General features: G+C 60.9%; 10 protein-coding genes. 6 read left to right on the forward strand and 4 right to left on the reverse strand.

Annotation, left to right across the window (positions count from 1 at the left end):
* Nucleotides 1–69 precede the first annotated feature (69 nt).
* Nucleotides 70–1,593 carry a glycosyltransferase family 39 protein gene (locus tag HUU46_05530; protein ID NUM53086.1) on the reverse strand — a complete coding sequence of 508 codons (1,524 nt, stop codon included), beginning with the start codon at nucleotides 1,591–1,593 and terminating at the stop codon, nucleotides 70–72.
* A gap of 93 nt (nucleotides 1,594–1,686) precedes the next feature.
* Here HUU46_05530 and HUU46_05535 point away from each other — a divergent pair, with 93 nt between their 5' ends.
* Nucleotides 1,687–2,736, forward strand: a complete 1,050-nt coding sequence (locus HUU46_05535) for a uroporphyrinogen decarboxylase (protein NUM53087.1) — start codon at nucleotides 1,687–1,689, stop codon at nucleotides 2,734–2,736.
* A gap of 11 nt (nucleotides 2,737–2,747) precedes the next feature.
* Here the strand turns inward: HUU46_05535 and HUU46_05540 are convergent, their stop codons facing one another.
* On the reverse strand, nucleotides 2,748–4,280 hold the full coding sequence (locus HUU46_05540) for a mercuric reductase (GenBank protein NUM53088.1): 1,533 nt from the start codon (nucleotides 4,278–4,280) through the stop codon (nucleotides 2,748–2,750).
* On the reverse strand, nucleotides 4,277–5,029 hold the full coding sequence (locus HUU46_05545; GenBank protein NUM53089.1) for a TVP38/TMEM64 family protein: 753 nt from the start codon (nucleotides 5,027–5,029) through the stop codon (nucleotides 4,277–4,279). The genes HUU46_05540 and HUU46_05545 overlap by 4 nt, the downstream gene beginning before the upstream one ends.
* Nucleotides 5,030–5,154: 125 nt before the next feature.
* Between HUU46_05545 and HUU46_05550 the strand changes: the two genes are divergently transcribed.
* The 5 genes from HUU46_05550 (at nucleotide 5,155) to HUU46_05570 (ending at nucleotide 9,773) form a co-directional block, all read left to right on the forward strand.
* Nucleotides 5,155–5,292, forward strand: coding sequence for an entericidin A/B family lipoprotein (locus tag HUU46_05550; GenBank protein NUM53090.1), 138 nt, complete (start codon nucleotides 5,155–5,157; stop codon nucleotides 5,290–5,292).
* Nucleotides 5,293–5,359: 67 nt separating this feature from the next.
* The gene (locus tag HUU46_05555) at nucleotides 5,360–6,406 is read left to right on the forward strand and encodes a Gfo/Idh/MocA family oxidoreductase (protein ID NUM53091.1); all 1,047 of its coding nucleotides are present in this window, start codon (nucleotides 5,360–5,362) and stop codon (nucleotides 6,404–6,406) included.
* 101 nt (nucleotides 6,407–6,507) lie between these two features.
* On the forward strand, nucleotides 6,508–7,593 hold the full coding sequence (locus tag HUU46_05560) for a peptidylprolyl isomerase (protein NUM53092.1): 1,086 nt from the start codon (nucleotides 6,508–6,510) through the stop codon (nucleotides 7,591–7,593).
* A complete protein-coding gene (locus HUU46_05565; protein ID NUM53093.1) occupies nucleotides 7,580–8,884 on the forward strand; it encodes a Gfo/Idh/MocA family oxidoreductase in 1,305 nt (434 codons plus the stop codon). The genes HUU46_05560 and HUU46_05565 overlap by 14 nt, the downstream gene beginning before the upstream one ends.
* 175 nt (nucleotides 8,885–9,059) lie before the next feature.
* On the forward strand, nucleotides 9,060–9,773 hold the full coding sequence (locus HUU46_05570) for a hypothetical protein (protein ID NUM53094.1): 714 nt from the start codon (nucleotides 9,060–9,062) through the stop codon (nucleotides 9,771–9,773).
* 129 nt (nucleotides 9,774–9,902) lie between these two features.
* On the opposite strand, the gene HUU46_05575 is transcribed toward HUU46_05570, so the two are convergent.
* A complete protein-coding gene (locus tag HUU46_05575) occupies nucleotides 9,903–11,987 on the reverse strand; it encodes a redoxin domain-containing protein (GenBank protein NUM53095.1) in 2,085 nt (694 codons plus the stop codon).
* Nucleotides 11,988–12,361 lie beyond the last annotated feature (374 nt).

Consider the following 12,361-nt stretch of genomic DNA (forward strand, 5'->3'; position numbering starts at 1 on the left):
ATCGACTCCCGATTACGAGTGACGACCATGAGCACGAGCACGAACGGACAGCTAGCGATTGAGACTGGCCTATTTGGGCACGAGCAGCATGGCGTCGGCGCGGAGGAAGCGGTGGAGTCCGACGACGGTGAATTCGGCGTTGAGGTAGTCGACGAAGGCGTCTTCGGGATTGGCGTTGGTGCAGAGGTACCAGAGGGCGGCGGGTTTGCGGTCACGGACGAAGGCGCGCATCGCGTCGATGTGTTCGGCTTTGCCGGCGACGCGTTCGGGGCGGAGCGTTGACCCGAAGCGTTGGAGGTAGTAGTCGAACACGAAGGGCAGGTGCGAGTACACAACGAGCGCCGCGTCGGGATAGTTCGTTTCGTTCGCCTTTACGACGGCGACGGCCTCGCGGAGCTGGTCTTTGTGCGGCGCGGTGTAGTAGCCGGACGCGAGGGTCCGCGCGCAACACGCGAGGAGAATGACGGCGCACATACCGGCAACGACGGGCCGCGGAAACGGGGACCGCGCGAGTCCGCGCGCGACGAGCATGTAGACAATCGGCAGGGAGATGATGAGGTTGCGGTGCGTGAACACGGACGCAGAGACGGCGGATTTCACATACGCGATCAGGAAGGGGAGCAGCAGCCACGCGAGCAGCACGGCGGCGCGGGGGCGTTGCGCGCGCGGCGTATCGCCGTCCTTGTTTCCTTTCGGCGTGACGAGGTCGTGCATGAGCGCGAGGACCATCAGTAGAAACGCGACGGCGGTCACCAGCGGCGCGAATGGCTGGCCGGTTTGTCCGTGGTTAAACAGCGATTCAACGTACTGCCACAACGAGACGGCGATGTTTGCATCGGGCGGCGGGTTCTGCGGCCCTTCGCTTTGGTGCGTGAGGTGCCACGCCATGTACGGCAGCCACGGTGCGAACGCGAGCGCCGTCGCCGCGTAGAACCCGGTCGCGCGGACGAGGCCGAAGCGGTTGCGCGCGAGGAGCGCGAATGTCGTCATGCCGTGGAGCGCCACGAACAGGAGCCCGAAGTAGTGCAAGTACGCGGCGCAGACCGATGCGGCGAAATAGACCGTCAATGCGGCGCGTGGCGCTCGCCGGCCCTCGCGCCACGCGGGATAGACGTAGGTCCACGCGAGGACAGCGGCGAGGACGCTGCACAGCAGCAGCGCATACGGCCGCGCTTCCTGCGCGAAGTAGAGCGGAAACATGAGGAACGCGGCGAAACCCGACGACAACAGTCCTTCGATGTCGCCATACACGCGCGCGGCGGCGAGATAGATGAGCGGAATCGCCGCGATCCCCGCCAGCGCGGACGGAAGGCGCAACGCCCACTCGGCTGTGCCGAAGAGGACGGCGGCGGCGCGCAGTACGAATCCGTACAGCGGCGGGTACATGTTCCACGCGATGTCGCCGCTCCAAACGCCCGCGAGGGTCGGCTGCGTGGCGGTGTGCCAACTGCACACCTCGTCGAACCAGAGCGACTGGTTCGACAGGCCGTACAGGCGCATCGCCGCGCCGGTCAGCGTAATGGCGGCCAGGCAGACCAGGACGACTGGACCCGGCCGTTGTGCGGTGAAAGAGCGAAACATCGCCGAAAACATAGCACACGGGCGGGTTTCCGGTCGGGGCAGCCCGCTTTGGCGTCGCGGCGCCGAGCTGAGTAGAATGGCGCGCCGTCGTTGGAGTCAAAGCCGGTGACCATGCACCCATCCGCACAGAGCAATCATTTGCTGCTTCGCGCCGCCCGCGGCGAGCGCACGGAGCGAACGCCGATTTGGCTGATGCGCCAGGCGGGACGCACCGACCCGGAGTACAACAAGGTCAAAGAAGAATCGGGCCTGCCGTTGCACGATCTGTTCCGTCACCCGGAACTGGCCGCGCGGATTTCGTTGCTGCCCCAGCGGTTCGGCGTGGACGCGATCATCTACTTCCAGGACATCCTCACGCCGCTCACGCCGATGGGCGCGGAGTTCGTGTTCGCACCGGGGCCGATGTTGGTCCAGGGAATTCGCGACTCGGTCGATTTGGACCGGCTGCACACGTTTGACGTGGCGGACGAGTTGCCGTTCATCGCGGAAACGTTTCGCCTTGTGCGCGCGTCGTTGGACGGCACATTGCCGGTGCTCGGCTTCGCGGGCGCGCCGTTGACGTTGCTCGTATTCATCATCGAGGAAGGAAGCTTTGGGTCGCGCGCGGACAAATCCATCGTGTTCCTGCGCGATTACCCCGACGTTGCGCGGCGGTTGCTCGACAAGCTGACCGAGATGACGATCGATTATTTGAAGCTGCAGATAGGCGCCGGGGCGGACGCAGTGCAGGTGTTCGAGTCCGCGGCAAACATGCTGACGCCCGCGCAGTACGAAGCCTGGGCGTTGCCGTATCAGCAGCGCATATTCGACGCGTTAAAGGGTGCCGCGCCGACCATCGTGTTCGCGCGCGATTGGGCGGACGCGGGCCAATTGGCGCGTTCGGGCGCGGACATCCTGAGTCTCAGCGAAAAACTGCGCATCGCCGACGTGCGCGCGACGTTAGGCGCTGAGCAGGTCGTGCAGGGAAACCTGGACAATCGCATTCTTGTGAACGGCACAGAGGATCAAATTGCCGAAGCCGCGCGCGCATGCGTCGCCGAAGGCGGGCACCGAGGTCACATTTTTAATCTGAGTCATGGGCTATTGCGGGAAACGCCGTTCGAGAACGTGATGCATCTCATAGAAGTTGTTAAGGCGTGCCGCGCGGATTCGTAGGCGTTGTGCGGTCACTTTCGTTGGCGCGCGAGAATCCATTCGAGTATGCGCCGTACACGCGGCGTGATGCGCGTGCGATTGTACTGGTCCGCGGCGCGTTTCACGATCTCCGCGCGCGTCGGGTACGGATGAATGACGTTGGCCAGTTTGCCGAGGCCGATATTGTTGGTCATGGCGACGGTCAATTCGGAGATGATGTCGCCCGCGCCGCGCGCGACCAATGTAGCGCCGGCGATCCGATCGCTGCCGCGAGCGAGATGTACCTTTAGCAAGCCGGCGGTTTCGTCGTCGGTGATTGCGCGATCAATCTGCTTCATCTCGACGCGAATCGTATCGATGTCGATGTTCCGTCGCTGGGCATCGCGTTCATTGAGACCTACGTGCGCGACTTCGGGATCGGTGTACGTACACCATGGAATCGTGAGCGCGCTGGCGCGCTTCTTCGGCAGAAAGCCGAAGAGCGCGTTCTGGATGACGATTCGCGCGGCCGCGTCCGCCGCGTGCGTGAACTTGTGCTGCATGCACACGTCGCCCGCGGCGAAGATACGCGGGTTCGTCGTGCGCAAGTGATCGTTCACAACGACGCCGCTTCGCGGATCGAACTCGACGCCGGCGGCGTCCAGGCCGAGTTCCTCGACGTTTGGAACTCGTCCGGTGCATACCAGGACCGCGTCCGACTCGACAGCGCGTTGCGCCGCCGCGCCGGTGACCTGCGCGATCGAACCTGCGTCACCCTTCTCGATGCGCTCGACCGTTGCTTCATACACAATGCGCACGCCATCGCGCCGCAGGGCATCCTCGACGATCGTCGCGGCGTCTGCGTCTTCGCGCGGAAGGATTTGCGGCCCGGCTTCCACCAGCGTAACCGCGCTCCCCAACCGTTGGAATGCCTGGGCGAGTTCGCAGCCTATGGGACCTCCGCCGATGACGAGCATGCGCGGCGGAAGGTGTGTCAGGTTGAACACGGTTTCATTGGTCAGGTAACCGCACTCCGCGAGTCCGGGAATGCGCGGGACGGAGGCGCGCGCGCCACTTGCGATCACGGCCCGGTGGAACTGAAGCTTCGTGCCTTCAACGTCCAATGTATTCGCGGAGTCGAACTTCGCGTGGCCAAGGAAAACGTCCACCCCGAGTTTGCGGAACCGTTCCGCCGAATCGTGCTGGCTGATGGCGCCGCGAACCGCGCGCACGCGTGTCATGACCTCGGTGAAATCGACGTTCACGTCGCCGGTAAACGCGACCTCTGTGCCGCGCGCTTTCCGCAGGTCCGCTGCAACGCGCGCCGCGTGCAACAAGGTTTTCGACGGTACGCAACCCGTGACCAGGCAGTCGCCGCCCATCAGGTGCCGCTCGATGAGGGCGACTTTCGCGCCGAGCCCCGCCGCCCCGGCGGCGCAGACCAATCCGGCCGTGCCCGCTCCGATGACGACGAGGTTGTATCGTCCGGACGGGGTTGGGTTTGTCCAGTCCGGCGGATGCACGTTCTGTACGAGACGCGCATTGTGCGCGTCCATCGGCGGAATTTCGACGGGCCGTCGACTCATTCGTCGTCGTCGTCGGGCGAAGCGATGGCGCTCTTCAGCGCCCGTCGCGCAACGCGCGCGATGTAAACCGAAACCGCTATGGTGGCCACGAGTCCTAGCGCGTAAAGGACCCACTCTGCCGTGCCGCGCTCCCGTTGAGCGCCACCCAACGCGGCGTCGCCCAACAACGCGCCGATGAACACGTAGAGGACCGTGGCGGGCAACATCCCCACGGCGGACGCGAACACGTAGTCGCGCAACGAGACGTGCGTGAGGCCAAACGCATAGTTGATTAGGTTGTATGGAAAGACAGGCGAAAGACGGACCAATCCGACGATTTTCCATCCGTCCTGTGCAACAGCCTTGTCTATAGAATTGAAGGCCGGGTACCGCGCGATGTGCGCCGCGACGGTTTCGCGAGCGACGTAACGGCCTATGAGGAAAGCGGCGGTGGCCCCGAGTGTGGACGAAATGGAGACAGTGATACTGCCGATGACAACGCCGAACAGCGCGCCCGCGCCCAGCGTCAGGATGAACCCCGGCACAAACAACACCGTGGCCACGATATACGCCGCGCCGAGTGCGATGGGGCCCCAGATGCCGATGCCGCGCACCCAGAGCAGGAAGCGGTTCATCCAGTCCGTAACGGGAAGGAAGCGGCTCGCTACGGCCAGCGCAACGACGAGCAGGACGAAGACCAAAGGTCTGATCCAGTCGCGCTTCCGACCGCGTGCGGCGCGGGTGGATGTGGCGCTGTGCCGGGCGTTCATGGTTTACGATTATGTCAGTTTGTGTCGTGGCGCTTCACCCCGGCGCCGTCGATCGTGCACTTGACGCTACCGCCGGCCGTCCCTACACTATGTTTCTTTCCACCCAATAGATAGGAGGTTTGGTCATGTTGCGCCATTGGATTTCGGTGTTGGTGTTGGCCGCGTTGACGTTCGTAGCCGCGCAAGGCTGCAATACGGTACGGGGCGTCGGCAAAGACGTCGAGGCCGGCGGCAAGGCGATCCAACGCAGCACGGACAAGTAGTGCCGCACCGGTTTTGGTAGTAGGTAATGCCGCGTTCCACGGATGTGGCGCGCGGGGGAGTGACTGCATGTCGAAGGTCGGATTCGGGATCATTGGTTGCGGCGTGATTGCGCCGATACACGCGGACGCGATCAGCCGCATACCGGACGCCAAGTTGATTGCCGTTTCGGACGTCGTCGAGAAGAACGTGAAGACGATGTCCGAACAGTACAACGCGGCGCCCTATTCCGACTACAAGGAAATGATCAAGCGGGACGACGTGCACGCGGTCAGTCTGTGCGTGCCGAGCGGCATGCGGCTCGAAATAGCCGAGGCGTGCGCGGCGGCCGGAAAGCACATCCTCGCGGAGAAGCCGCTCGAGGTGAACAGCGACCGGATACGGAAATTGATCGCGGCGGTGGACGCCGCGGGCGTGAAGCTGTCGTGCATCTTTCAGTACCGATACGCCGATGGGCCCATGCACATTCGCAGGGCGCTCGACGAAGGGCGTTTCGGAAAGCTGGTCCTCGGCGACGCGTACATCAAGTGGTACCGGTCCCAGGAATATTACGACAGCGGCAAGTGGCGCGGCACGCGCAATCTTGACGGCGGCGGCTGCCTGATGAACCAGGGCATTCACCAAATCGACATGCTGCTGTGGTTCATGGGCAACGCGAAGTCCGTGACGGCGCAGACGGCGCTGGTCGGCCACACCGGGATCGAAGTCGAAGACCTCGCGTGCGCAATGATTCAATTTGAGAACGGCGCGATGGGCGTTATCGAGGGCAGTACCGCGATCTGGCCCGGGCACCCGGCGCGGGTCGAGGTGCATGGCACGGAAGGCAGCGCCGTGATCGAGGACGGCGAACTGGCGATGTGGAAGTTTCGCGAGGAACGTCCGGAAGACGCGACGATTCTTGCCGGTATCGACAAGGGAGCGACACTCGGGTCCGGCGCAAGCGATCCGATCAAGAGCCTGAAGAGCGAGGGCCACCGGCGGCAAATCGCCGATTTCGTCGAATCGCTGGTCTCCGGGCGGCCCCCGAAAATCGACGGGCGCGAAGGGCGCAAGGCCGTCGAGCTAATTGAGGCGGTCTATCGCAGCGCGGAGACCGGAAAGCCCGTCGCCATGTAATGAAGTATACGCACGTTTTCCGCTTTTGATACGCTTTCCGGCACACAACCAATCGGCTGGCCGCATCCGGCCGGCCCGGCTAATCGACATGGAGTACGAAGATGTTCATCCGTAACGCCGCTGCGGCGTGGGTCCTTGTTTTTATGACGCTCACGGGCGCTGCAATCGCCGTTGCCGCCGAGGAGGAAGCCGACGCGAACGGCGGAGCGCAGGCGCCGGTCGCCAAGATTGGCGATAAAGAAGTCATCACGAGAGAAGACTTCGACCGGGCGATCGCCCTGTTCGAACAGGGGCGGATGGCGATGATGCGGCAGCAGGGTCAGCCGGGTCTCAACGCCAATGACGTGCGGTTGAAACACGACGACAAACTGAAGCTGCTCGATACGCTCGTGGACAATCGCATCGCCGTGATGCTGGCGCGCGAAGCCGGGGCGAAGGTTTCCGACGACGCCGTGAAAGCGGAAGTCGAGAAGAAGAAGACAAGCCTGCCGAGCGGCACCGACTACGAAAAGTTTCTGGAGGACCGCGGTCTGACAGAAGAGAAGATTTTCGAGCGCACGAAAGACATGCTCGAGATGCGGGCCTTCGAGGAAGAGAAGACGAAACACGTATCGGTTACGGATGAGGAATTGAAGGCCCAGTTCGAGAAACTGAAAGAACGCGGCATTATGGACGATTTCGACGTCCAACACGTTTTGATCAAGGCGCCCCGCGGCAATCAGGCTGCCGTGGACGAGGCGAAGAAGAAGATTGACGCCGTCTACGAACGATTAAAGAAGGGCGAGGATTTCACCGCCGTCGCCAAGGAAGTGTCGGAGGACGAAGGTTCGAAAGCGAACGGCGGCGAGTACAAGGGCGTCCGTCGCGGTCAGATGGTGCCGGAATTCGACCAGCGCATGGCGAAGGCAACCGTGGGCGAAGTGAGCGAGCCGTTTACATCGCAGTACGGCTGGCATGTATTGAAAGTGAACCGGCACGGCGCGGGAGAATTGACGCCGGAGATCAGCGAGCGAATGAAAGAGCAGATGCTCATGGCGAAGCGCAAACTCGAAATGCGCAAGCTCATTCAGGAAAAGCGCAGCACACTCGACATTACCATCAGCCTTCCCGCCGAGGCGCCCGATAACGCGCCCGCTGCGCCGGACGCGGGAAAGCCCTTGGAATCGCTGATTGATGCCGCAAGCTAGCCGCGCGACAACATCGAAGGAATCGATCGGCCGTACTCTGAAAGTCGGCCTCGTCGGCGCGGGGATGTTCGGCGGGGACGTCCACATGCGGACGTTTTCGCAATTGCAGCAGAACGGTTTGTTGCCATGGCTCGGACGGCTGGGGCTGGACAACATGGCCCGCGCGATCGGGGACGTGGATGTCCAATTTGTCGGACTTGCCACGCGCACGGAGCAGTCGGGCAAAGCCAAGCTGGCGGAATACGGCAAGCTTGGCATGGATTTCAGGACGTACCACGGCGACGAACCGTGGGCGCCGCTGCTCAACGATTTTCCCGACCTTGATGTGCTTGCCGTCGCGACGCCGGACCATCTGCACGCTGCGCCGATTCTTGCCGCGCTCGAGCGCGGCGTTCACGTCATCTCCGAGAAGCCGCTCACTCTCGACGCAAACGAGGCTGACGCAATCATCGAAGCGTCACGCAAATCGGGCTGCCTGGTTGGCGTCGATATGCATAAACGATACGACCCGGACCATCTGCGAATTCGCGACGACCTCTCGAAGCGGATCGGCACGCCGTTGTATGGGCGCGCCGTGCTCGAAGAGCCGCTCGATATCTCGACGAAGGTCTTCCGCAAGTGGGCCGAACAAAGCGACCCGTTCAGCTATGTTGGGTGCCACTGGACCGATCTGTATATCGCGTATTTCAAGGTGAAGCCGGTGAGCCTCTACGCCGTCGGCCAGAAGGTGAAACTCCGCAACGAGTACGGCATGGACGCGTACGACGCGGTGCAGGTGAAGGTGCTGTTCAGCAACTGTATGAGCATCGATTTCGTGAATTCGTGGATCATCCCGAACGAATTCGAGGGGCCGGTCAATCAGGAGAACCAACTCTTCGGAACGCACGGGGCAATCGAATCCGATTCACAGTATCGCGGGCTGCGGTATACCGAGGGCGGCGTGGGCATGCAGACGCGCAACACACATTTCACGCGCGACGTGAAACGCGAAGACGGTTCGCTCGCGTACGTGGGTTACGGTGTAGACAGCCTGGTTGTGTGCCTGGAAAAAGTCGCGGAGATGAAGTACCTCGGGAAATCGCTCGCGGACATCAAAGGCACCTATCCCGACGCGGATGAGGGGCGGCTGTCCGTCCTCATCGTGCATGCCGCGCGCGAAGTGTGCCGCCGTAACTACGAGTACACGCAGCAAGGCAAAGGCGCGCCGGTAACGGCATGCTTCGGCGAGGATGGTATTACCGTCTATGATCCGTTCAAAGGCCCAGCGAAAATCTATAGCCTCGCTGTTTGAATTTATATCGGCACACATTCTCCCGTTGTGTTCTGTGGATTTGCGTTTCCCAATCCATCTTTGCACTTCCGTGTTATTATAGCGAGTGTGATTAACCCGTACGCTGAAGAACTCGGTAGGTCGCACACGGCGCGTGTTGCACACCATACATCGCGGAATTGGGAGCCGGCCAACAATGGCCACACATTCAGATGACGTACCGAACTGTTCCCGCCCCGTTCGAACTCTACGCGCCCTAGATACGGGGTTCGGTTTCAAGGTGGTGACTTTTTGCGCCTATTTAATCGCGGCCTTGATGAGTTGGGGCTGGGGAATCAATGCGGTTTACTACTATGCAAGCCCACCAGTTGCGATACCAGAGTTGGATGCCGTCCTTAATAATCGCTCCGCAAAATATGTCGTCTTCAGTAGTGCGATTCTAATGATCGTCGTGCTTGTGCGTGTTGCGATGCGAATCACCCGGTCGGTGAAAGTAATGGTGATTGTTCTGTCCATTATAATCGCGCTTGGCGTGTCATTCTCGTGCTTCATTTTTTTCAAGCAGTATACGTGGGGCGAGAGACGAACTATGGACAATGCCGCACCCATAATCGTGGCGTTAGCGCAGTATCGTTCGGAGCATGGCCGCTATCCCGAGTTTTTATGGGTACTCGTGCCTCAATACATCGATGCCATCCTACGGGACGGGTTCCTTTGTTTCACCATGGGTTTCTGGTATGAACCCACTGGCAATCCATCGGGTCAAGAGTACTATCTCTCCGCAAGCCACGGCCTATTGCAGGATATGGAATACTATTCAGACCCCGGAATTCGCGCTGAACTTGTTTCGATCGGAGGGCATTACAGTCCTCTTGCAGATGGTTGGATTCTAAATACAGATTCTGACTGACTGCTGCACCGGTTATGTATCCCGGTGCCGGTGCCAGAGTGCAATTTGAAATTCGGACGCAATCGATCGAGATACGGGCTGGAAAGAATAGACCCCGCTTCGACACGTATCGAAGCGGGGCTGATGCAATTACTGATTCGACGAGAGGCGCGCTTTTGCGGGCGCGGTCTCGACGTGATCAGCGAGGTATTCGAGCGGACCGTCCTCCGAGAGGATTGTGTCGTCCTGGATCTCGAGGTCGAACTCGTCACCGGCTACGCGCAGATGGAGGCCGTTACCGGTGTGTTGCCATGTGCCCTTGAAAGTGCGGCCCACGCGCAGCACGCCGTTCTCCTGGAAGTTCAGTTTCCAGCGGCCGATCCTCCAGAACGTGCCGACCAGGTTCTCCGCCGTGACGGGCTTGCCGAAGTGGATGTTCGACGCCACGGTCTGAACGGGCGCGGCTTCGGCATCCACGTAGGCGTAGCCGATATATCCGACAAACATCTCGTCCCAGCTTTGTTCGCCGAAGTAGACGGCGCGATTTGGATCGGGATTGCGCGGGTTGCGGGCGGAATTGTCGAACGCGCCCGCCACGCGCAATTGGCTGCCCGCCGGCAAGTGCAGCGGTTTATCTAGCCGGTACATGGTTTGCCAGTTGAAATCGTAGTTGGGTACGTTCAACAGCATTTCCCGGTTTCCGTCGGGGTACCGCACTTCGTACGAGACTTCCTTGCCGCGGTAGTGCATGTGCGGTCCCATCTCGTAGAGCACAACGTCGCGGTCGAACCGGTAGGTCGCATCGGTCGGGCTCTTGGGGTCGTTCGGCTTGATCTCGAAATCGGTGTTCGTCGCCGCGCGCGTGAAGAACTCGCGCGCAGGCTTTTTCTTTGCGAGATAGAGGCCAAGCTGGCTTCTGTCGCTGGCGGCGCGGCCGGTCGTCGTGTAGTGCATCTGGAACACGAATTCCGAGCCCTTGGGCACCCACTTGCCCGTGCCTTTCGGATACGGTTCGTTGAGCATTCCGGGCACGTATCCCGCAAAGAAGCCGTTTAGCCCGCCTTCCATATCCGGCTCGATGTTTTTGAGTTCGTTGGGATAGTTCAGAAACACCAGCGCGTGGTGCACGACCGAACGATCGCCCGGGAGCACGTCAGCAGCCGTGATCCAGAGGTCTTCGTCGCCGGTGTACGGGACGCGCATGTATACGTAGTCGAGCACGCCGTCGGCGGGCACATCGACGGACTTGGGCATGGGTATGATTACATCCGGCGTGCCTAACGGCCAGACGGGTTCGGCATCATCAACCGCGAAGCGCAGCAATGGGTCCTTCTTCGCATCGTTCCCGGCGTCGGAGTCCAGCCAGGCGACCATCGTGCGCAGTTCTTTTTCGGTTAGAGAATTGTCGTTTTTGAATTCGCCGTGGTATGGGTCGGCGTGCCAGGGCGGCATGCGTTTTGTTACGAGCACTTCGCGAATCATGCGCTTGCGGCCGGCGACGTTTTCGTAGCTGTCCATCGCGAAAGGCCCGATGTGGCCCTCGACGTGGCACGAAACGCACTTCTCTTCCAGGATCGGCGCGATGTGCCGGGCATACGAGACTTTCGTCGGTACCTCCTTCAGATCGATGAGGCAACCCTTGGTTTCGGACGTCTTTACTTCGGGTTCCCTGCCTTCGAGCACGGCGTTAAGCGCGTCGCGGAGCCAGTCATGGTCAGGTTTTGGGCGTTCAAATCCGTATTCCTGCCGGTCGCTGATTGCTCCGCGGTAGACGATTTTCCAGCCGTCGGGAACGATGACGATGGCCTCTGCCGTGCGCTTCGTGCCAAGATCGAGCGTGACGATTTGCGCGGTGTCCATCAAGATTGGGATGTCAATGGCGAACTCTTTCGCTTCCTCGACGATGCTGTCTTTATCGTCAAGCGGGTTCGCGTTGATCATGAAGAACCCGACGCCCTTTGGATTGAATTCGTCGCGAATTGCCTTTATCTCGGGTATGGACTTGCGAACGATCGGGCAACCGTTGCCATGGAAATACAGCACGATCGCCTTGCCGTCCTTCATGCGGTACAGTTCGTGCGACCCGCCCAAGTGGTCTTCGAGGCGGAAATTCTTCGCTATGGCCGGGAGGGGTTTGGCCTCCGCCGGGTTCTCACGCGTCGCGGCCAATGACGTCGCCGTGCACAGCGCGAGGACCGCCCACCCGCCAGCAATACGGCACCTGATCGACTTCACACTAAGCATTACTCCACCACTCCAAAATTCGATTAGCCTGGGCCTTCGTCCGATGCGCCCAAGGATACTGAAAGGTAGCTCCGGGAGCAAGGATTCTATCTACCGGTCGTAAGGTTTTTGTGAGCGGCACACGCCCACCCCCTGGCTTCCAGTGTGGTATTAGACAACTCCGAGGGTCTAATGGTTTAGGCCCGCATTCCTCACCGCCCCACGGCGCGGTAGTGGAAGTAAAGACCTTCGGTGCGGTGAGAAATGCTCACGAGCAAGCCTTTGAGCGCATGGCGAGAGGATTTTTCACGCGAACAGCCTGTTTAGACGGGAGACTAAGGAACTTCATGTGACGCAACGGATAGCACACGTTTTGGCTGTCCTTT

The organism is Candidatus Hydrogenedentota bacterium, from assembly GCA_013359265.1.
Lineage (GTDB): Bacteria > Hydrogenedentota > Hydrogenedentia > Hydrogenedentales > SLHB01 > JABWCD01.

Excerpts from the sequence above, each read along its gene's own strand:
- HUU46_05550 (NUM53090.1), top strand. The coding sequence starts at position 5,155 with ATGTTGCGCCATTGGATTTCGGTGTTGGTGTTGGCCGCGTTGACGTTC.
- HUU46_05570 (NUM53094.1), top strand. The coding sequence starts at position 9,060 with ATGGCCACACATTCAGATGACGTACCGAACTGTTCCCGCCCCGTTCGA.
- HUU46_05540 (NUM53088.1), bottom strand. The coding sequence starts at position 4,280 with ATGAGTCGACGGCCCGTCGAAATTCCGCCGATGGACGCGCACAATGCG.
- HUU46_05565 (NUM53093.1), top strand. The coding sequence starts at position 7,580 with ATGCCGCAAGCTAGCCGCGCGACAACATCGAAGGAATCGATCGGCCGT.
- HUU46_05555 (NUM53091.1), top strand. The coding sequence starts at position 5,360 with ATGTCGAAGGTCGGATTCGGGATCATTGGTTGCGGCGTGATTGCGCCG.
- HUU46_05530 (NUM53086.1), bottom strand. The coding sequence starts at position 1,593 with ATGTTTTCGGCGATGTTTCGCTCTTTCACCGCACAACGGCCGGGTCCA.
- HUU46_05560 (NUM53092.1), top strand. The coding sequence starts at position 6,508 with ATGTTCATCCGTAACGCCGCTGCGGCGTGGGTCCTTGTTTTTATGACG.
- HUU46_05545 (NUM53089.1), bottom strand. The coding sequence starts at position 5,029 with ATGAACGCCCGGCACAGCGCCACATCCACCCGCGCCGCACGCGGTCGG.